Genomic DNA, 19478 nt, shown 5'->3' with positions numbered 1-19478 from the left:
TAGAGTAAGCGTTATGTCCTCCAGAATTCTGACCACCAGCATTGCTGGTATTGATGCCTTTATGCGCGATCCCCGCGGTGTGCTGACCCACGCCGAAGGCGGCACGGTTGCGGTATTTGCTGACAACGCTCCGGCGTTTTATGCCATCACACCGGAACGTCTGGCACAGCTTCTGGAGATTGAAGCGCAGTTGTCCCGCCCGGCGAGCGACGTAACCCTCGATAACCAGTTCTTTGACGAGCCGGTTAACGTCCCCATGGCCGTTCCCATGGGAAAATTTGCCCTGTATGCGGGCTGGCAACCTGATGCGGATTTTCAACGGCAGGCGGCATTGTGGGGCATAGCGTTAACGCAACCGGCTACCCCCGAAGAGCTGGCCGCGTTTACCGCGTGGTGGCAGGCGGAAGGCAAAGTATTCACTCATATTCAGTGGCAACAGAAGCTCGCGCGTCATCTGCAAATTAATCGCGCCAGCAATAACGGCCAGCCAAAACGTGATATCAACGCGTTTTCCGAACCGGATAAACAGATCCCCAATGGATTCCGAGGTGCGAAATGAAGAACGTCGGCGACCTGATGAAACGTCTGCAAAAGATGATGCCAGCCAACGTGAAGCCCGCCTTCACGACGGGTGAAGAACTCCTGGCGTGGCAAAAGGAGCAGGGTAAGATCCGCGCCGCCGCGCTGGCCCGCGAAAACCGGGCGATGAAAATGCAGCGCACCTTTAACCGTTCCGGTATTCGCCCCCTGCACCAGAACTGCTCATTTGATAACTATAAAATTGAGACCAACGGGCAGATGAATGCACTCGCTGCCGCGCGTCAGTACGTGGATGAATTCGACGGCAATATCGCCAGCTTCATCTTTAGCGGCAAGCCTGGTACGGGGAAAAACCACCTGGCGGCCGCTATCTGTAACGAGCTGCTGCTGCGCGGGAAATCGGTGCTGATCATCACCGTGGCCGATATCATGTCCGCCATGAAAGACACCTTCAGCAACCGCGAAACCAGCGAAGAGCAACTGCTTAACGACCTGAGTAATGTCGATTTACTGGTTATTGATGAGATTGGCGTCCAGACCGAATCCCGCTATGAAAAAGTGATCATTAACCAGATTGTCGATCGCCGCTCTTCCTCCAAACGCCCCACCGGCATGCTGACTAACCACAACATCGACGAAATGACCCGCTTGCTGGGCGAACGCGTCATGGATCGCATGAAGCTCGGGAACAGTCTGTATGTCATCTTCGACTGGGAAAGTTACCGCAGCCGTGTCACCGGTAAAGAGTATTAAGATATTTCCAGGAAAGACCGGTGGCCCGGAGGTATATACTGACTCCACTTTCGCCCCAAAACGGACCTTTTTTGAGTAAGCCATTATGAAAAAACAGTTTCTTTTCAGCACCGTATTAGGCGCCCTGCTGGTTACCGGCGCGGCACAGGCCGCATCCTGGCAGGATTCGCTGTCCAGCGCAGCGAGCGAACTGACCAAAGAGAGCAGCAGCACCCAGGGCGGGCTGTCAGCCTCTTCCCTTACCGGCCTGCTGGGTAACAGCACCCAGAGCCTGAGCGCAGGCACAATGAACAATGCCGCGGGGATTCTGGAATATTGCGCGAAGCAAAAACTGGCCTCCGTGACCGACGCGCAAAACGTGAAAAATCAGGTGCTGGGCAAACTCGGTCTGGATACACAGGAGCAGAAACAGGACACCAACTATATGGATGGTATTCAGGGCCTGCTGAATGCGCAAAACGGTCAACAGCTCAACCTGAGCACCATCGGCAACTCCTCGCTGGCGAAACAGGTGAAAACCAAAGCCTGCGATCTGGTGCTGAAACAAGGCGTTAATTTCATCTCCTGATCCCCGCCTGTATTGCCATTACACGCCGCGTTTAAGACGTTACTCTTTTAACGCGGCGTTAAAGCCGTCTTTTTCCTGCCTGCCACCGTCTGAGCGTCCATATGTCAGGATGCGACCCCCTTCAAAAAAACGATTTTCTAAACCAAATCCTAACAACAGCACACTTTCGTGACACTAAAATTGCAGCTACACGACAACGCAATTACATTGTATAACCCAAAAAATAATCAGTTAGCCAGCTAAGCGCCTGGCGTCATGAGGATAGACTGTTGTCAGAGTTAATGTCCCTTGTCCTTTTTCTGGCCTCTGTCGGCGTTTACGCCTGCAAAGCGGGCCGTAACACCTGGTGGTTTATCGCCACGCTGGTGGTGCTCGGCATTTTTATTATTTTAAACATTACCTTATACGCCAGCGATTACTTTACCGGTGACGGCATTAACGATGCGGTGCTCTACACGCTGACGAATAGCCTGACGGGCGCGGGCGTGGGTAAATACATTCTTCCCGGGCTTGGCCTGATTGCGGCGCTGGTGATTATTTTTGGTGCCCTGGCCTGGGTGCTGCGCCGCCGTCGACATCTTCCGCATCATGGCGGCTACAGCCTGCTGGCACTCTGTCTGGCGCTGGCGTCCGTGGATGCCAGCCCGGCGTTTCATCAGATAACCGAGCTGGTAAAGTCACAGTCGCGCGACGGCGACCCGGATTTCATGGCCTGGTATAAAGAGCCGTCCAAAAAAATAGCCAACCCGAAGCTTAACCTGGTGTATATCTACGGCGAGAGTCTGGAACGCACCTGGTTTGATAACAATGCTTTCCCGAACCTGACGCCGGAGCTGGGCGCGCTGAAAAACGAAAGCCTTGATTTCAGCCATACCGCGCAGCTGCCCGGTACGGATTACACCATCGCCGGGATGGTTGCCTCGCAGTGCGGTATCCCGCTCTTCGCCCCCTTTGAGGGTAATGCCTCGGCCTCAATGTCGAGCTTCTTCCCGCAGAACGTTTGCCTCGGCGATATCCTGAAAAACTCCGGCTACGAAAACTACTTCGTACAGGGGGCTAACCTGCGCTTTGCCGGAAAAGATGTGTTCCTGAAATCCCACGGTTTTAACCATCTGTATGGCTCAGAAGAGTTAAAAACGACCGTTGCCGACCCGCATTACCGCAACGACTGGGGCTTTTACGACGACACGGTACTGGACGAAACCTGGAAAAAGTTCGAGGAACTGTCCCGCGCCGGCAAGCGTTTCTCCCTCTTTGCCCTGACGGTAGATACCCACCATCCGGACGGGTTTGTCTCGCGCACCTGTAAGCGAAAACGCTATGAGATTGACGGCAAAAACAACACGTCGTTCAGCGCGGTAACCTGCAGCCAGGAGCATATCGCCGCTCTGGTCGAGAAAATCAAAGCCTCGCCGTATTTTAAAAACACGGTCATCGTCGTCTCATCTGACCATCTGGCGATGAAAAACAGCGCCTGGGATCAGCTCAGCAAACAGGATCGCAGCAATCTGTTCTTCATTCTGCGCGGCGACCAGCCGCAACAGGATGTGATCGCCACCAAACGCAACTCCATGGATAACGGCGCAACCGTGCTGGATATTCTGGGCGGGGATAACTTTATTGGCCTTGGCCGCAGTACGCTCTCGGGGCAGTCACTGTCGGAAGTGTTCCTCAACATGAAGGAGAAAATCCTCGCGTGGAAGCCGGACATCATCCGCCTGTGGAACTTCCCGAAAGAGATGAAAGACTTCACCATCGATCAGGATAAAAACACGATTGCCTTCTCCGGCAGCCATTTCCGTCTGCCGCTGCTGCTGCGCGTGTCGGATACGCGCGTCGAACCGCTGCCGGAAAGCGAATACTCTGCGCCGCTGCGTTTCCAGCTGGCCGACTTCGCCCCTCGCGATAATTTTGTCTGGGTCGACAGGTGCTACAAAATGGGCCAGCTCTGGTCCCAGCCACTGGCTCTCTCAACCGACTGGTGCGTTTCTCAGGGACAGCTTGGCGGGGAGCAAACCGTGCAGCATGTCGATAAAGCGCAGTGGAAAGGCAAAACCGCATTCAACGATACGGTCATCGATACCGCGCGCTATCAGCGAAATGTCGACATGCTGAAAATCGTGGATAACGATATTCGCTATAAAGCAGACAGCTTTATCTTCAACGTGGCCGGGGCACCGGAAGAGGTCAAACAGTTCAGCGGCATCTCGCGTCCGGAATCCTGGGGGCGCTGGTCTAATGCGCAGCTGGGCAGTGAAGTGAAGATTGAGTACGCGCATCCTCTGCCGGAAAAATTCGACCTGGTGATCACCGCCCGGGCCTATGGTCCAAACGCGAACCGTCCCATCCCGGTGCGTGTGGGCGATAAAGAGCAAACGCTGACGCTGGGAAATGACGTCACCACCACCACGCTGCATTTTGATAATCCTTCCCGCAGCAATACGCTGGTGATTGTTCCGCCGGACCCGCAGCCGACGAATGAGGGAAATATTCTTGGCCATTCACCGCGCGAGCTCGGCATCGGGATGGTAGAGATTAAAATTGTCAGTAAAGAGAGCTGATCCCTTCTGCGCCCGGCGTTCTGTCGGGCGCTTTATGTAAATATATAATCCTATAAAACCATTAAAAATAAGACAGAGACACCATATATCTCTCATTTCTATTTATAAATTCACCAGAAAAGAAATCATATCTCAGAATGTGTAACTCCTTACACCCTGAGAGAGTTACCCACTTTTTATCATGCTAACCGGCAATACGTTCGAATCCACCCTGGCACAGCGCAGCGGAGTACGACCAGCGCTATCAGGGGAAAAAACCCTGATGCCGCAGACACTGAATGCCGACTATAAGGTCATCGTTTTAAGCGGCAATGCCTTCTTGTGGCTGGGCCTGAAGACGTTCATCTCGCAGAGTGTGGACCCCTGCCCTGAAATTTTCTGGATTAACGACGTGAGCCCTGAGGGGATCCTGCCCCTGCGGCAACTGATGTTGAATATCCGCGTCAAAAAAGGGTGGCTGGTATTCACCGATGCGTCCCGCGTCAACGATATTAAAATCATTCTGGGGGGTGAGCGTGTCCACGTGGTGGCGGGAAACCTGTCACTCGCGCAGCTCAGCCGCTGTTTTCAGAACACGCCGTTCGCAAGCGTAAAAAACGCCACGCTCACCTGCCAGGAGCTTCGGGTTTGCATGCTGTTCCGCAACGGGTTCAGCCCGGTTCGCATCGCGCAGATCCTGAATAAATCACCGAAAACGATCTACACCCACAAGCGTAACGCGATGAACAAATTTCACTGCCAGAACCTGGCGGAATTCCATCGCAAACTCTTCCTGCTCGACTACCCGGCATCGTGTTTGTAACTGCACGGCTAATCACGTCGGGAAATAAGATCATGCGGCGTCATCTTCCCTGTCTCATTCTCTGGCTGTTGATGCTGGCGCTGCTGTCTCGCTATGCCCTTCCCGCCACGTTGGGATGACGTGGTAATCCGACTGCACGAGTAAATTGCCTTAAATCTTGTCTGGATCAATGTTATCGGTAACAATGGCGTTAAAATAGCCAGCGTGTTATGTCCGACAAGGCACAGCCTTATCTTCTTTTTTGTTATTTTTTCTGTATTACAATAACTTATGAAATACCTGCTTGCTGACGCCATCGTCTATAACGACGAAGACGGTTCTGTTTCTCTTATCAATGCACCCGATCTGGACAGACAAATCCTCACCTGTACCGCCAACGCCATCCTGAAGCTGCTGGTTCAGCATCACGGCAACGTCGTCGAACGTGACACCTTTCTGAGTGATGTCTGGGATCAACGTGGGCTCCAGGGGTCCAACAATTCGTTAAATCAATACATCAGTATTGTGCGCAAAATGCTGTCGAGCCTGCTGCCCGACACCCTGTTTATCGTCACCGTACCGAAAACGGGCTTTATGCTCAGTGCTGATATCGCGGTAACGCCCCTGGAGGACGATTTTCCCGTCGTGGAGTCGGTCCCGGCCTCACGACGCATTCAGCCAGAATGGCTATTCTGCGGTGTACTCACGCTGATGGTCGTGGCGCTGTGCATCGGCGCCTGTTTGACGAAACAGGCGCACCAGTACAGTGACACTCATCTGCTCACCCACATTGGCACCTGTCCGGTCTACACCTTCTCCCCGCTGGCAGATGTGTTTCACACTAAGGCCATGGCGCTGGCGCAGACGCTTCAGCGCGAAGGTAATCTGCCCTGCCTGAAAAACTCTATTTTCTATATGCACATCCAGAGAACACTTTTCTATGGCCACGAAGGGCGGCTGGTCCTTTCCCAGTGTTCTCTCACGGACGGTAAAGCCAGCGCCTGCCGAACGCTTTACTTTTACGAGTGGTGATATGAAACAAAAAAAAGTGTGGCTTATTCTGGCGCTCAATCTGTTGCTGATTGGCGTGACGCTGGCGTGGTACGTCTACACGCCTCCGCTGTCCGGAACCTGTGCAGGAAACCTGACATTTTCAGCCCGACATGACGATCATGATTTCTCCTTTGAAGGGGAGGTTACGCTGCGCTTTCAGCCCGACAACACAGGGTACCTTACGCTTAACGGCGACGTGGTTAACGAGCCACATCACTGGGATGTTTCCCGCCAGGAGATGTTTACGTGGCGGCACGTTGAGGGTTCACTCTATGAAATATTCATACAAAGCGTGGCGCGCTTTAGCCATGACACCCTGCCACCGGGGGTCTTTGAAAAGTACGTCGCCGGCCTGACGCCGGGGAACAAAAGACTTCTGAAGATTGAACGCACGCCGGAAGACGCGCTGGTGATCAGCAATTTCTATGCGCCAGTCCTGATTTGTTCAGAATAGGCGCGGCTGGTCGGAGTATACTTTCCGCCATGAACATTCTCTTTCGACCGACGACGCCCAAAGATGTTGCTGCCCTGCCCGCCATCGAGCGCGCGGCAGGCGAATGTTTTCGGGACGTCCCCGAACTGGCCTGGCTTGCAGACGGCGACGTCATTTGCGCGGAACATCATCTTGATTACGCGAAACGCGGGTTAAGCTGGCTGGCGCTGGCAAACGGCCTGCCCGTCGGGTTTATCCTTGCAGAAGCCCATCCGTCATCGCTGTTTATTGTCGAACTCTCGGTTCATCGGGAGTGGCAGGGAAGAGGAATAGGTCGGCGACTTATCGCCTGCGTCGCAGACCATGCCCGCACGCTGGGGCTGACATCGCTGACGCTGACCACCTTTTGCGAGGTGCCGTGGAATGCGCCGTTTTATGCGCGACTCGGGTTTGAAACGGTGACGATGCTAACGCCTGAACTGCGTCAGAAAAGAGAGGAAGAAGCGGCGCACGGTTTCGCGTATGACTCCCGCTGTGCCATGCGCCTGCCTCTTTGATATCGGCCTGCAAAACGCCCCATTACAGGCCGGGTCAGGCGTAGCCGCCCCCCGGCACTGTGGCAGGATTAAAACGTTTCCCAGTTTTCGCCCGCATCGGTGGTCGCGGCTTTACGCGCCATCATAGGGGCTGCAGCGGTTTTCGCTGAGGCCTGCTCGCGGGCTTTCATCTGCTCCTGCTGAATGCGAAACACGGCCACGGCCTGAGTCAGACGGCTCGCCTGCTCTTCCAGTGCCGCTGCCGCCGCGGCAGACTCTTCCACCAGCGAGGCGTTCTGCTGGGTCACGCGATCCATCTCAGCCACCGCCAGACCCACCTGATCGATACCACGGCTCTGCTCATCAGACGCAGAGGCGATTTCGCCCATGATGTCCGTCACGCGGGTTACCGCATTAACGATTTCGCCCATGGTTTCGCCGGCGCTTTCTACCAGGGTAGACCCGACTTCCACGCGGCCAACAGAGTCTTCAATCAGGCTCTTGATCTCACGTGCTGCCTGGGCGCTGCGCTGTGCCAGGTTACGGACTTCACCCGCAACAACGGCAAATCCGCGGCCCTGCTCGCCCGCACGTGCCGCTTCTACTGCGGCGTTCAGTGCCAGGATGTTGGTCTGGAACGCGATGCCGTCGATCACGCTGATAATGTCGGCAATTTTCTGCGAACTGCCCGCGATGTCACGCATGGTTTGCACCACGTTATCCACCACTTTACCGCCCTTCTGCGCGGTTTCAGACGCGCTCAGCGCCAGGTTGCTCGCCTGACGGGCGTTCTCGGCGTTCTGCTTAACGGTCGCCGTCAGCTGCTCCATGCTGGCAGCGGTCTCTTCGAGGGATGCGGCCTGCTGTTCCGTACGGGAAGAGAGATCGTTGTTACCCATCGCGATTTCGCTCGCGCCGCTGTAGATGGCATTAGCACCGTTACGCACATCACCAACGGTACGGACCAGCTCGCCCTGCATATGACGCAGCGAGTCGGCCAGTTCACCCATCTCGTTAGCGCCCTGCACCTCAATGCGCTTCACCAGATCGCCGCTGGCGATATGACGAATGTTGTCGATAAGACGGGTAAGTGGCGAAATCAGCGCCTGCTTGATACCCAGCCACACGGCCACGATCACCACCAGCACCGCAATCAGTACGCTAATCAGCACCCAGATTGCCTGGCTGTAAGAGCTATTGCTGTTTTCCACCGCCATCTGATACAGCTTGTCGTTCTGCTGCAGATAGTTCACGTACTGCTTCTCAAAACCATCCTGATAGCTCTGGGTAGGTTGATCGAAGAAGGCGTTGATTTTGCCCGCGCCCAGCAGCTGGATCAGCTCCGCCAGTGCACCGTGGTAGATATCGTAGTTACGTTTGATCTCCGTCGCGTCGGCATCGTTTTGACGCGGATCGCGTGGCAGGGCTTCGTATTCAGCCCAGTTTTTTTCTGCCTGTTTCAGGGAAGCCGCCGCAATTTGCATCAGATCGTTCACGGTCGCGCCGCTGCCGATATTGCTCTGATCCATCATGTAGCGGATACCCGCACGGTTCAGGGTATTACGGGTTTGCAGCAGGGCAACCCAGCTGGCGTTCAGCGTGGACTGTTGCTGGCGAATGGTTTGCAGGACGGTGAAATTCTCTTTGTCATGCTTGAGGGCATTGAAGAAAAGACCACCGGATGTGAGTTGTAAAAGGCCAAATATCGCTAATACCAGCATTAAGCTGGTGACAATCTTGATACGGTTTAACATGTTTTCGCTTTCCATCAGACAGATAACAGGATTTTCGGCCTGGAAAGGGAAAACTTTACGAAAATCATCCTTAAATTTGTGGTTTTTACTCTTCTTCGCGCGCTGTGATATGCCGGTTCCCCAGTTCAATAAACTCTTCCAGCAGCGCTGTCAGCTGTTGCATCTTCGCCGGCGTATATTCGGCCTCGATTTGCTGATACGCCTCTTCCACCTGGGCCTGGGCACGCTCGTATAGCCTGTTCCCCTCTTTGGTCAGCGATACGTACAGCTTGCGCTGATCGTTTACGGGCTTAAGGCGCAGCACCAGACCGTCACGCTCCATGCGCGTCAGAATGCCCGTCAGGCTGGGACGCAAGATACAGGTGCGAAACGCCAGATCGTGAAAATCCATCGACGGATGTTCGGCCAGCACGCGCACGATGCGCCACTGCTGCTCGGTCAGGTTATGCCGTTTCACAATCGGGCGGAAGTAAGACATCGCCGCTTCCCGCGCCTGTAACAGGGCGATAGTTAATGAATCATGCATAGCCTCTCCCGGTAATCATTAACACATGAACAATTCAGTTCTGCTGGTTTTACACACAACGCGTTTTACGACAAAAAGTCTAACAGAAACAAGCCTGATTTATTAACGCAATGATAAATATAGCCTTTAATCTCTTTATGTAAATTTATTGTTATTCATATCACAAATTATTCACTTCTGGTTGCGAAATAAACAGCAAAGGCATACAACCAGATTATTAACATATTAATGAAATCACAGACCGGACGTCCGGCCTGAGGAGTAAGTGAATGAAAGGTACTGTTTTTGCCGTAGCGCTGAACCACCAGAGCCAGCGCGATGCCTGGCGCGACGCGTTTGAAAAAGCCCCCTACAACACGCCGCCAAAAACCGCCGTGTGGTTTATCAAACCGCATAACACCGTGATCCGCACGGGCGACCCCATTCCCTTCCCGCAGGGAGAAACCGTGTTAAGCGGTGCCACGGTTGCGCTGGTTGTGGGCAAAACGGCGCGTAACGTTCCCGTGGACGAGGCGGCGGAGTACATCGCCGGTTACGCGCTTGCCAACGAGGTGAGCCTGCCGGAAGAGAGTTTTTATCGCCCGGCGATCAAGGCCAAATGCCGCGACGGCTTTTGTCCGCTGGGAGAGCTGGCCGCCGTCGACCACGTTGATAACCTGACCATCGTCACCGAAATTAACGGCCGGGAAGCGGACCACTGGAACACCGCTGACCTGCAGCGCAATGCCGCCGAACTGCTGAGCGCCCTGAGCGAGTTCGCCACCCTCAGTCCGGGCGATGCAATTCTGCTCGGCACCCCACACTCGCGCGTCCCGCTGCAGCCGGGCGATCGCGTACGCATTCTGGCGAAAGGCTTCCCGTCCCTGGAAAACCCGGTGGTTGATGAACGCGAGGTCGCCCATGCGCAAGGCCCACATCCGCACGCCACGCTGTTCGCGCTTGGTCTGAACTACGCCGATCACGCCAGCGAGCTGGCGTTTACGCCACCAACGGAACCGCTGGTGTTTATCAAAGCCCCCAACACCGTGACCGGCGATAACCAGACCTCGGTCCGCCCGAACAACATTGAGTACATGCACTACGAGGCGGAGCTGGTGGTGGTCATCGGCAAAACGGCGCACAAGGTCAGCGAGCGCGAGGCGATGGACTATGTCGCGGGCTATACCGTCTGCAACGATTACGCCATCCGTGACTACCTGGAAAACTACTACCGCCCGAACCTGCGGGTGAAAAGCCGCGACGGGTTGACCCCCCTCAGCCCGCATATCGTGCCGAAAGAGGCCATTCCCGACCCGCATAACTTAACCCTGCGTACCTTCGTGAACGGGGAATTACGCCAGCAAGGGACCACTGCCGATCTGATCTTCAGCATCCCGTTCCTGATTGCCTATCTCAGCGAATTTATGACCCTGCAGCCCGGCGACATGATTGCCACCGGCACGCCAAAGGGTCTGTCTGACGTACAGCCAGGCGACGAAGTGGTCGTGGAAGTGGAGGGCGTGGGCCGCCTGGTGAACCGCATTGTCAGTGAGGAGACTGCAAAATGAAAAAAATAAACCATTGGATTAACGGCAAGAACGTCGCAGGAAGTGATTACTTCCACACCACTAACCCGGCCACCGGAGAGGTGCTGGCGGAGGTCGCGTCCGGCGGTGAAGCTGAAATTCATCAGGCCGTGGCGGCGGCCAAAGAGGCATTCCCGAGGTGGGCTAACCTGCCGATGAAAGAGCGCGCACGCCTGATGCGTCGCCTCGGGGATCTTATCGATCAACACGTTCCGGAGATTGCGGCCCTCGAGACCGCCGACACCGGCCTGCCGATCCACCAGACCAAAAACGTGCTTATTCCACGCGCGTCGCACAACTTCGCGTTCTTCGCCGAAGTGTGCCAGCAGATGAACGGTAAAACCTACCCGGTCGACGACAAGATGCTCAACTACACCCTGGTGCAGCCGGTGGGGGTCTGCGCGCTGGTGTCGCCGTGGAACGTGCCGTTTATGACCGCCACCTGGAAGGTTGCGCCGTGCCTGGCGCTGGGCAACACCGCGGTGCTGAAGATGTCTGAGCTCTCCCCGCTGACCGCCGACCGTCTGGGCGAGCTGGCGCTGGAGGCCGGTATTCCGGCGGGCGTGCTGAACGTGGTGCAGGGCTATGGCGCAACGGCGGGCGATGCGCTGGTACGTCACCACGACGTGCGCGCCGTCTCCTTTACCGGCGGCACCGCCACCGGGCGCAACATCATGAAAAACGCCGGACTGAAGAAATACTCCATGGAGCTGGGAGGGAAATCTCCGGTGCTGATTTTTGAAGATGCGGATATCGAACGCGCGCTGGACGCCGCCCTGTTCACCATCTTCTCCATCAACGGCGAGCGTTGCACCGCTGGCTCACGCATTTTCATTCAGCAGAGCATCTACCCGGAATTCGTCAGGCGCTTTGCCGAGCGCGCGAACCGTCTGCGCGTGGGTGACCCGACCGATCCGAACACTCAGGTTGGCGCGCTGATCAGCCAGCAGCACTGGGAAAAAGTCTCCGGCTATATCCGTCTTGGCATTGAAGAAGGCGCGACCCTGCTGGCGGGCGGCCCTGACAAACCCACCGATCTCCCTGCTCACCTGAAAAACGGCAACTTCCTGCGCCCGACCGTGCTGGCAGACGTCGACAACCGGATGCGCGTGGCCCAGGAAGAGATTTTCGGTCCGGTTGCCTGCCTGCTGCCGTTTAAGGACGAAGCCGAAGGGCTGCGTCTGGCTAACGACGTGGAGTACGGCCTGGCGTCATACATCTGGACCCAGGACGTCAGCAAAGTGCTGCGCCTGGCGCGCAATATCGAAGCCGGAATGGTGTTTGTAAACACCCAGAACGTGCGCGACCTGCGTCAGCCGTTTGGCGGCGTGAAGGCTTCCGGTACCGGGCGCGAAGGGGGCGAATACAGCTTCGAGGTGTTCGCTGAAATGAAAAACGTCTGCATCTCCATGGGCGACCATCCGATTCCAAAATGGGGGATCTGAGTATGGGCAAGTTAGCGTTAGCGGCAAAAATTACCCACGTTCCGTCAATGTACCTCTCTGAGTTGCCGGGAAAAAACCACGGCTGCCGCCAGTCCGCCATCGACGGACATAAAGAAATCAGCAAGCGCTGTCGGGAGCTGGGCGTCGACACCATTATTGTGTTCGATACCCACTGGCTGGTGAACAGCGCCTACCACATCAACTGCGCGGATCATTTCTCCGGCATCTACACCAGCAACGAGCTGCCGCATTTTATCCGCGACATGACCTACGACTACGACGGCAACCCGCCGCTCGGCCAGCTTATCGCCGACGAAGCGGTGAAACTCGGCGTACGTGCCAAAGCGCACAACATCCCGAGCCTCAAGCTGGAGTACGGCACGCTGGTGCCAATGCGCTACATGAACAGCGATAAGCACTTCAAAGTGATCTCTATCGCCGCGTTCTGCACCGTCCACGACTTCGCCGACAGCCGCAGGCTGGGCGAGGCCATCGTCAGCGCGATTCAGAAATACGACGGCACCGTGGCGGTGCTCGCCAGCGGTTCGCTGTCGCACCGTTTTATCGACGACCAGCGCGCCGAAGAGGGAATGAACAGCTACACCCGCGAGTTCGACCGTCAGATGGACGAACGCGTGGTGAAGCTGTGGCGTGAAGGCAAGTTCAGGGAGTTCTGCAGCATGCTGCCGGAGTATGCCCACTACTGCTACGGCGAGGGCAATATGCACGACACGGTGATGCTGCTGGGGATGCTCGGCTGGGACACATACGACGGCAAGGTGGAGTTCCTCACCGAGCTGTTCCCCAGCTCCGGCACCGGCCAGGTTAACGCCGTTTTCCCCCTGCCCGCGTCCGCGTAAGGAGCCACCATGCCGCACTTTATTGCTGAATGCACTGACAACATCCGCGAGCAGGCGGACCTGCCAGCACTGTTCGCCAAAGTGAACGACGCGCTTGCCGCCTCGGGAATCTTCCCACTCGGCGGTATCCGTAGCCGCGCGCACTGGCTGGACACCTGGCAGATGGCCGACGGTAAGCACGATTACGCCTTTGTGCATATGACGCTGAAGATTGGCGCCGGGCGCAGTCTGGAGAGCCGGGAGGCGGTGGGAAAGGCACTGTTTGAGCTGATTAAAACCCACTTCGCCGACCTGATGGCATCGCGCTATCTGGCGCTCTCTTTTGAAATAGACGAGCTGCACCCGACGCTCAATTACAAACAAAACAACGTGCACGCTTTGTTTAAGTAGCGCCCTTACCGGGCCGACAACGGCTTTGAACGCAAGCCGGGTGAGCAGCACGCCACCCGGCAACAACAGGAAATCGCCATGCTCGATAAACACACCCATACCCTGATCGCCCATCGTCTGCATCAGGCGGAGCAGTCCCGGGAGCAGATCCGCCAGATCTCGCTCGACTACCCGACGATCACCCTTGACGACGCCTACGCCGTACAGCGCGAATGGGTGAGCCTGAAAATCGCCGAAGGTCGCGTGCTGAAAGGCCACAAGATTGGCCTCACCTCCAAAGCGATGCAGGCCAGCTCGCAGATTAGCGAGCCGGACTACGGCGCTCTGCTCGACGACATGTTCTTCCACGACGGCGGCGATATCCCTGCCGACCGCTTTATCGTCCCGCGCATCGAAGTGGAGCTGGCCTTCGTGCTGGCAAAACCCCTGCGCGGCCCAAACTGCACCCTGTTCGATGTCTACAACGCCACGGATTACGTCATCCCCGCGCTGGAGCTGATCGACGCCCGCTGCCACAACATCGATCCCGAGACCCAGCGTCCACGCAAGGTGTTCGATACCATCTCCGATAACGCCGCCAACGCAGGTGTGATCCTTGGCGGTCGCCCGATTAAACCCGACGAGCTGGATCTGCGCTGGATCTCCGCGCTGCTCTACCGCAACGGCGTCATTGAAGAGACCGGGGTCGCCGCGGGCGTGCTCAACCACCCGGCCAACGGTGTGGCATGGCTTGCCAATAAACTCGCGCCGTACGACGTTCAGCTGGAGCCTGGCCAAATCATCCTCGGCGGTTCGTTTACCCGCCCGGTGCCGGCCAGCAAGGGCGATACCTTCCACGTGGACTACGGCAAGATGGGCTCCATCAGCTGCCGTTTTGTTTAGGAGACCACCATGGAAAACAGATTCAAAGCGGCGCTCAGCGCCGGAAAACCGCAAATCGGCCTCTGGCTGGGGCTGACCAGCAGTTACAGCGCCGAGCTGCTGGCCGGTGCGGGTTTCGACTGGCTGCTGATCGACGCAGAGCACGCGCCCAATAACGTGCAAACCGTCCTGACCCAGCTGCAGGCGATCGCGCCTTACGCCAGCCAGCCGGTGGTACGCCCGTCGTGGAACGATCCGGTCCAGATCAAACAGCTGCTGGACGTCGGGGCGCAAACCCTGCTGGTGCCGATGGTACAAAACGCCGATGAAGCCCGGCTGGCGGTGCGCGCCACGCGTTATCCACCGGCGGGGATCCGCGGCGTGGGCAGCGCGCTGGCTCGCGCCTCGCGCTGGAACCGCACGCCTGATTACCTGCAGCGCGCTAACGATGCCATGTGCGTGCTGGTGCAGATTGAAACGCGCGAGGCGCTGAAAAATCTGCCGCACATCCTCGATGTGGAAGGCGTGGACGGGGTGTTTATTGGCCCGGCGGATCTGAGCGCCGACATGGGCTTTGCCGGAAATCCGCAGCACCCGGAAGTCCAGGCCGCCATCGAGAAGGCCATTGCGCAGATCCGTGCGGCAGGCAAAGCGCCCGGCATCCTGATGGCTAACGAGCCGCTGGCAAAACGCTACCTCGAGCTTGGCGCGCTGTTTGTCGCCGTCGGGGTCGACACCACCCTGCTTGCACGCAGCGCCGAGGCGCTGGCGGCACGTTTTATCGATATCCCGGTTACGTCAGTAAATAACAATAAATCCGTCTACTAAACGTACGATGTGGAGCGCAACATGACGACCTCTACCCTGCAAACCCATGATAATAAAGCTGTAGAACACCGCGTTATTCAGAAGCTGTTTCGTCGTTTGATCGTGTTTCTCTTTATCCTGTTTGTCTTCTCGTTTCTTGACCGCATTAACATCGGCTTTGCCGGGCTGACGATGGGCAAAGATCTGGGCCTCACCTCGACCATGTTTGGCCTGGCCGCCACCCTGTTTTACGTCACCTATGTGATATGTGGGATCCCCAGCAACATCATGCTGGCGAAGGTCGGCGCCCGGCGCTGGATCGCCGGGATCATGGTGGTGTGGGGCATCGCTTCCACCTGCACCATGTTCGCCACCAGCCCGCACACGCTCTATGTGCTGCGCATGCTGGTGGGCATTGCCGAGGCTGGATTCCTGCCGGGGATCCTCGTCTATCTCACCTGGTGGTTCCCTGCTTACCACCGCGCCCGCGCCAATGCGTTGTTTATGATCGCCATGCCGGTGACCATGATGCTCGGCTCGATCCTCTCCGGTTATATTCTGGCCATGGACGGGCTGTGGAACCTGAAAGGCTGGCAATGGCTGTTCCTGCTGGAAGGGCTACCGTCCGTGGTGCTCGGCGTTGTGACGTGGTTCTACCTGAACGACACGCCGGATCAGGCCAGCTGGCTGGATGACGACGAAAAGCAGGCGCTTAAAACAATGATCGCCCGCGAGCAGGAGTCGGCCATCGCCCGTCCCGTCACGCCGCGTTCGACGCTGCGCGAAGTGTTTACCCCGGCCGTGCTGCTCTATACCCTGGCCTATTTCTGCCTCACGAACACCCTGAGCGCGATTAATATCTGGACGCCGCAGATCCTGCAGAGCTTCAACACCGGCAGCAGCAACATTGTGATTGGCCTGCTGGCGGCGATCCCGCAGTTTTGCACCATCCTCGGGATGATCTGGTGGAGCCGCCGCTCCGACAGGCTGAAAGAGCGAAAAAAGCACACCATTCTGCCGTACCTCTTTGCGGCGGCAGGATGGCTGCTGGCCTCGGCGACCCACCACAGCCTGATCCAGCTGCTTGGCATCATCATGGCCTCAACCGGATCGTTTACCGCCATGGCGATCTTCTGGACCACGCCGGATCGGGTTATTAGCCTGCAGTCGCGGGCGGTCGCACTGGCGGTGATCAATGCCATCGGTAACGTCGGATCCGCCGTCAGCCCGCTGTTGATCGGCATTCTGCGTGACAGCACCGGCAGCTTCAGCTCCGGGTTGTGGTTTGTTGCCGGCTTGCTGGTGGTCGGCGCGCTGGTGCTGACACGTATCCCGATGACGCAGCGGGAGAGCCTTGAGCACGAGCCAGGTATGGCGGCGCAGAAAATCCCGTAAGGAGCGGCTATGTGCCAGAGCCCGATCGCGAATATCGACATCAGCAAAGAGTACGACGAAAGTCTGGGAACGGATGATGTTCACTATCAGTCGTTCGCCCGCATGGCGGCCTTTTTTGGCCGCGACATGCAGGCTCACCGTCACGACCAGTATTTTCAGATGCACTTTCTGGATACCGGACAGATCGAACTGCAGCTCGACGATCACCGCTACTCGGTGCAGGCTCCGCTATTTGTGCTCACGCCCCCGTCGGTGCCGCACGCGTTTATTACCGAATCCGACAGCGACGGGCACGTTCTGACGGTGCGCGAGGATCTGATCTGGCCGCTGCTGGAAGTGCTCTACCCCGGCACGCGGGAAGCCTTTGGCCTGCCGGGGATCTGCCTCTCGCTGGCCGATAAGCCGGACGAACTGGCGGCACTGAAGCACTACTGGCCGCTGATTGCCCGGGAATCGACGGAACAACTGCCCGGGCGCGAACACACGCTGGTTCTGTTAGCCCAGGCGGTGTTCACCCTGCTGCTGCGCAACGCGAAGCTCGACGATCACGCCGCCAGCGGCATGCGCGGCGAGCTGAAACTGTTCCAGCGCTTTACCCAGTTGATTGACGTCCATTTTCATGAGCACTGGACGGTGCCGGAATATGCCAGCGAACTGCACCTGACCGAATCGCGTCTGACCGATATCTGCCGGCGCTTCGCCAACCGCCCGCCGAAGCGGCTGATTTTTGACCGTCAGCTGCGTGAAGCGAGGCGGATGCTGCTCTTCTCCGACAGCGCGGTCAGCGAAATCGCCTGGCAGCTGGGGTTTAAAGACCCGGCCTATTTTGCCCGGTTTTTTAATCGGTTAGTGGGGTGTTCGCCGAGCGCGTATCGGGCACAAAAAGTACCGGTGTCGTCTGTCACCCCACCCCAGCCCTGACCCTCCCCCGGGTTCAGGGTGAGGGAAATCACACTCTGCGATCATATGCGAAAAGTACCAGCCGTTGTCCCAATCGTCCCTTCACGTTCACCCCCGCTCAGGCTTCAATTAAACAACAAAAACAAAACATAAATTTAACATCACTGTTCCGATACGAGGTCCCTATGAAGCCTGAAGATTTCCGCGCTGATGCCAAACGTCCGTTAACCGGTGAAGAGTATTTAAAAAGCCTGCAGGATGGCCGTGAGATTTATATCTACGGCGAGCGCGTCAAAGACGTGACCACTCATCCGGCGTTTCGCAATGCGGCAGCCTCCATCGCACAGATGTACGATGCGCTGCACAAGCCTGACATGCAGGACACGCTGTGCTGGGGTACCGATACCGGCAGCGGCGGCTACACCCATAAGTTTTTCCGCGTGGCGAAAAGCGCCGACGACCTGCGTCAACAGCGTGACGCCATCGCCGAGTGGTCGCGCCTGAGCTACGGCTGGATGGGCCGCACCCCGGACTACAAGGCGGCGTTTGGCTGCGCGCTCGGTGCCAATCCGGCGTTCTACGGCCAGTTCGAACAGAACGCCCGCAACTGGTACACCCGTATTCAGGAAACCGGGCTTTACTTCAACCACGCCATCGTTAATCCCCCCATCGACCGTCACAAACCGGCGGACGAAGTAAAAGACGTCTACATCAAGCTGGAAAAAGAGACCGACGCCGGGATCATCGTTAGCGGCGCAAAAGTGGTGGCAACCAACTCGGCGCTGACTCACTACAACATGATCGGTTTTGGCTCCGCGCAGGTGATGGGCGAAAACCCGGACTTCGCGCTGATGTTCGTTGCGCCAATGGACGCCGAAGGCGTGAAGCTGATCTCTCGCGCCTCTTACGAAATGGTGGCAGGTGCGACCGGCTCTCCATACGACTACCCGCTCTCCAGCCGTTTCGACGAAAACGACGCGATCCTGGTGATGGATCATGTGTTGATCCCCTGGGAAAACGTGCTGATCTACCGCGATTTCGATCGCTGCCGTCGCTGGACCATGGAAGGCGGTTTTGCCCGCATGTACCCGCTGCAGGCCTGCGTACGTCTGGCGGTGAAGCTCGATTTCATTACCGCGCTGCTGAAGAAATCGCTGGAGTGTACCGGCACCCTGGAGTTCCGCGGCGTGCAGGCGGATCTCGGGGAAGTGGTGGCCTGGCGCAACATGTTCTGGGCGCTTAGCGACTCCATGTGTTCTGAAGCCACACCGTGGGTGAATGGTGCGTACCTGCCGGATCACGCGGCACTGCAGACCTACCGCGTCATGGCCCCGATGGCCTATGCGAAGATCAAGAACATCATCGAGCGTAATGTCACCAGCGGCCTGATCTATCTGCCGTCCAGCGCACGAGACCTGAACAATCCGCAGATCGACCAGTATCTGGCGAAATACGTGCGCGGCTCCAACGGCATGGATCACGTGGAACGCATTAAGATTTTGAAACTGATGTGGGATGCCATCGGCAGCGAGTTTGGTGGTCGTCACGAGCTGTATGAGATCAACTACTCCGGCAGCCAGGACGAAATCCGTCTGCAGTGTCTGCGTCAGGCACAGAGCTCTGGCAACATGGACAAAATGATGGCAATGGTCGACCGCTGCATGTCCGAGTACGACCAGCATGGCTGGACGGTGCCGCACCTGCACAATAATTCCGATATCAACATGCTGGATAAGCTGCTGAAATAACG

19 protein-coding genes are annotated in these 19478 nt (G+C 57.0%); 17 read left to right on the top strand and 2 right to left on the bottom strand.

Annotation, left to right across the window (positions count from 1 at the left end; genetic code table 11):
- The first annotated feature begins 13 nt into the window (after positions 1-13).
- From dnaT to JTA15_RS20465, 8 genes are all read left to right on the top strand, one after another.
- Positions 14-559, top strand: coding sequence for a primosomal protein DnaT (gene dnaT, locus JTA15_RS20500; protein ID WP_025205613.1), 546 nt, complete (start codon positions 14-16; stop codon positions 557-559).
- Positions 556-1293: a DNA replication protein DnaC gene (gene dnaC, locus JTA15_RS20495; protein ID WP_014168503.1), complete on the top strand. Its 738-nt coding sequence runs from the start codon at positions 556-558 to the stop codon at positions 1291-1293. Before dnaT ends, dnaC begins: the two co-directional genes overlap by 4 nt.
- An 85-nt stretch (positions 1294-1378) precedes the next feature.
- On the top strand, positions 1379-1861 hold the full coding sequence (locus JTA15_RS20490; RefSeq protein WP_020885299.1) for a DUF2501 domain-containing protein: 483 nt from the start codon (positions 1379-1381) through the stop codon (positions 1859-1861).
- A gap of 269 nt (positions 1862-2130) precedes the next feature.
- Positions 2131-4422, top strand: a complete 2292-nt coding sequence (gene opgB / locus JTA15_RS20485) for a phosphatidylglycerol--membrane-oligosaccharide glycerophosphotransferase (protein ID WP_219372665.1) — start codon at positions 2131-2133, stop codon at positions 4420-4422.
- Positions 4423-4684: 262 nt separating this feature from the next.
- On the top strand, positions 4685-5224 hold the full coding sequence (locus JTA15_RS20480) for a helix-turn-helix transcriptional regulator (protein WP_040018564.1): 540 nt from the start codon (positions 4685-4687) through the stop codon (positions 5222-5224).
- 270 nt (positions 5225-5494) lie between these two features.
- Positions 5495-6235 carry a winged helix-turn-helix domain-containing protein gene (locus JTA15_RS20475; RefSeq protein WP_219372664.1) on the top strand — a complete coding sequence of 247 codons (741 nt, stop codon included), beginning with the start codon at positions 5495-5497 and terminating at the stop codon, positions 6233-6235.
- Between the two features lies 1 nt (position 6236).
- A complete protein-coding gene (locus tag JTA15_RS20470; RefSeq protein WP_020885303.1) occupies positions 6237-6710 on the top strand; it encodes a hypothetical protein in 474 nt (157 codons plus the stop codon).
- Positions 6711-6739: 29 nt separating this feature from the next.
- Positions 6740-7246 carry a GNAT family N-acetyltransferase gene (locus JTA15_RS20465; RefSeq protein ID WP_219372663.1) on the top strand — a complete coding sequence of 169 codons (507 nt, stop codon included), beginning with the start codon at positions 6740-6742 and terminating at the stop codon, positions 7244-7246.
- A 68-nt stretch (positions 7247-7314) separates the two neighbouring features.
- Here the strand turns inward: JTA15_RS20465 and tsr are convergent, their stop codons facing one another.
- Together tsr and hpaR are read right to left on the bottom strand one after the other, a co-directional pair.
- Positions 7315-8979 carry a methyl-accepting chemotaxis protein gene (tsr, locus tag JTA15_RS20460; RefSeq protein WP_032682055.1) on the bottom strand — a complete coding sequence of 555 codons (1665 nt, stop codon included), beginning with the start codon at positions 8977-8979 and terminating at the stop codon, positions 7315-7317.
- An 85-nt stretch (positions 8980-9064) separates the two neighbouring features.
- A complete protein-coding gene (gene hpaR / locus JTA15_RS20455; RefSeq protein ID WP_014168494.1) occupies positions 9065-9505 on the bottom strand; it encodes a homoprotocatechuate degradation operon regulator HpaR in 441 nt (146 codons plus the stop codon).
- 269 nt (positions 9506-9774) lie between these two features.
- Between hpaR and hpaG the strand changes: the two genes are divergently transcribed.
- The 9 genes from hpaG (at position 9775) to hpaB (ending at position 19476) form a co-directional block, all read left to right on the top strand.
- Positions 9775-11052 carry a 4-hydroxyphenylacetate degradation bifunctional isomerase/decarboxylase gene (hpaG, locus tag JTA15_RS20450; RefSeq protein ID WP_025205621.1) on the top strand — a complete coding sequence of 426 codons (1278 nt, stop codon included), beginning with the start codon at positions 9775-9777 and terminating at the stop codon, positions 11050-11052.
- The gene (gene hpaE, locus JTA15_RS20445) at positions 11049-12515 is read left to right on the top strand and encodes a 5-carboxymethyl-2-hydroxymuconate semialdehyde dehydrogenase (protein WP_219372662.1); all 1467 of its coding nucleotides are present in this window, start codon (positions 11049-11051) and stop codon (positions 12513-12515) included. Before hpaG ends, hpaE begins: the two co-directional genes overlap by 4 nt.
- 2 nt (positions 12516-12517) lie before the next feature.
- Positions 12518-13375, top strand: coding sequence for a 3,4-dihydroxyphenylacetate 2,3-dioxygenase (gene hpaD / locus JTA15_RS20440; protein WP_219372661.1), 858 nt, complete (start codon positions 12518-12520; stop codon positions 13373-13375).
- A gap of 9 nt (positions 13376-13384) precedes the next feature.
- On the top strand, positions 13385-13765 hold the full coding sequence (locus tag JTA15_RS20435; protein ID WP_219372660.1) for a 5-carboxymethyl-2-hydroxymuconate Delta-isomerase: 381 nt from the start codon (positions 13385-13387) through the stop codon (positions 13763-13765).
- Between the two features lie 78 nt (positions 13766-13843).
- The gene (gene hpaH, locus JTA15_RS20430) at positions 13844-14647 is read left to right on the top strand and encodes a 2-oxo-hept-4-ene-1,7-dioate hydratase (RefSeq protein WP_020885309.1); all 804 of its coding nucleotides are present in this window, start codon (positions 13844-13846) and stop codon (positions 14645-14647) included.
- 9 nt (positions 14648-14656) lie between these two features.
- The gene (hpaI, locus tag JTA15_RS20425; RefSeq protein WP_032681713.1) at positions 14657-15454 is read left to right on the top strand and encodes a 4-hydroxy-2-oxoheptanedioate aldolase; all 798 of its coding nucleotides are present in this window, start codon (positions 14657-14659) and stop codon (positions 15452-15454) included.
- Between the two features lie 21 nt (positions 15455-15475).
- Positions 15476-16828: a 4-hydroxyphenylacetate permease gene (gene hpaX / locus JTA15_RS20420; protein ID WP_020885310.1), complete on the top strand. Its 1353-nt coding sequence runs from the start codon at positions 15476-15478 to the stop codon at positions 16826-16828.
- Between the two features lie 9 nt (positions 16829-16837).
- Positions 16838-17749, top strand: a complete 912-nt coding sequence (gene hpaA / locus JTA15_RS20415) for a 4-hydroxyphenylacetate catabolism regulatory protein HpaA (RefSeq protein ID WP_219372659.1) — start codon at positions 16838-16840, stop codon at positions 17747-17749.
- Between the two features lie 164 nt (positions 17750-17913).
- Positions 17914-19476 (top strand): 4-hydroxyphenylacetate 3-monooxygenase, oxygenase component, encoded by a 1563-nt coding sequence (gene hpaB / locus JTA15_RS20410; protein ID WP_014168483.1) that lies wholly within the window; start codon positions 17914-17916, stop codon positions 19474-19476.
- The last annotated feature ends 2 nt before the right edge of the window (positions 19477-19478 follow it).

It is taken from the genome of Enterobacter sp. BIDMC 29 (genome assembly GCF_019378755.1).
GTDB lineage: Bacteria > Pseudomonadota > Gammaproteobacteria > Enterobacterales > Enterobacteriaceae > Enterobacter > Enterobacter ludwigii.
The sequence above is the reverse complement of the archived record's forward strand: the minus strand, read 5'-3'. Positions and strand labels throughout refer to the sequence as shown.

Coding starts and splice junctions, on each gene's coding strand:
- dnaT (WP_025205613.1), top strand. CDS start 14: ATGTCCTCCAGAATTCTGACCACCAGCATTGCTGGTATTGATGCCTTT.
- dnaC (WP_014168503.1), top strand. CDS start 556: ATGAAGAACGTCGGCGACCTGATGAAACGTCTGCAAAAGATGATGCCA.
- JTA15_RS20490 (WP_020885299.1), top strand. CDS start 1,379: ATGAAAAAACAGTTTCTTTTCAGCACCGTATTAGGCGCCCTGCTGGTT.
- JTA15_RS20480 (WP_040018564.1), top strand. CDS start 4,685: ATGCCGCAGACACTGAATGCCGACTATAAGGTCATCGTTTTAAGCGGC.
- JTA15_RS20475 (WP_219372664.1), top strand. CDS start 5,495: ATGAAATACCTGCTTGCTGACGCCATCGTCTATAACGACGAAGACGGT.
- JTA15_RS20470 (WP_020885303.1), top strand. CDS start 6,237: ATGAAACAAAAAAAAGTGTGGCTTATTCTGGCGCTCAATCTGTTGCTG.
- JTA15_RS20465 (WP_219372663.1), top strand. CDS start 6,740: ATGAACATTCTCTTTCGACCGACGACGCCCAAAGATGTTGCTGCCCTG.
- tsr (WP_032682055.1), bottom strand. CDS start 8,979: ATGTTAAACCGTATCAAGATTGTCACCAGCTTAATGCTGGTATTAGCG.
- hpaR (WP_014168494.1), bottom strand. CDS start 9,505: ATGCATGATTCATTAACTATCGCCCTGTTACAGGCGCGGGAAGCGGCG.
- hpaG (WP_025205621.1), top strand. CDS start 9,775: ATGAAAGGTACTGTTTTTGCCGTAGCGCTGAACCACCAGAGCCAGCGC.
- hpaE (WP_219372662.1), top strand. CDS start 11,049: ATGAAAAAAATAAACCATTGGATTAACGGCAAGAACGTCGCAGGAAGT.
- hpaD (WP_219372661.1), top strand. CDS start 12,518: ATGGGCAAGTTAGCGTTAGCGGCAAAAATTACCCACGTTCCGTCAATG.
- JTA15_RS20435 (WP_219372660.1), top strand. CDS start 13,385: ATGCCGCACTTTATTGCTGAATGCACTGACAACATCCGCGAGCAGGCG.
- hpaH (WP_020885309.1), top strand. CDS start 13,844: ATGCTCGATAAACACACCCATACCCTGATCGCCCATCGTCTGCATCAG.
- hpaI (WP_032681713.1), top strand. CDS start 14,657: ATGGAAAACAGATTCAAAGCGGCGCTCAGCGCCGGAAAACCGCAAATC.
- hpaX (WP_020885310.1), top strand. CDS start 15,476: ATGACGACCTCTACCCTGCAAACCCATGATAATAAAGCTGTAGAACAC.
- hpaA (WP_219372659.1), top strand. CDS start 16,838: ATGTGCCAGAGCCCGATCGCGAATATCGACATCAGCAAAGAGTACGAC.
- hpaB (WP_014168483.1), top strand. CDS start 17,914: ATGAAGCCTGAAGATTTCCGCGCTGATGCCAAACGTCCGTTAACCGGT.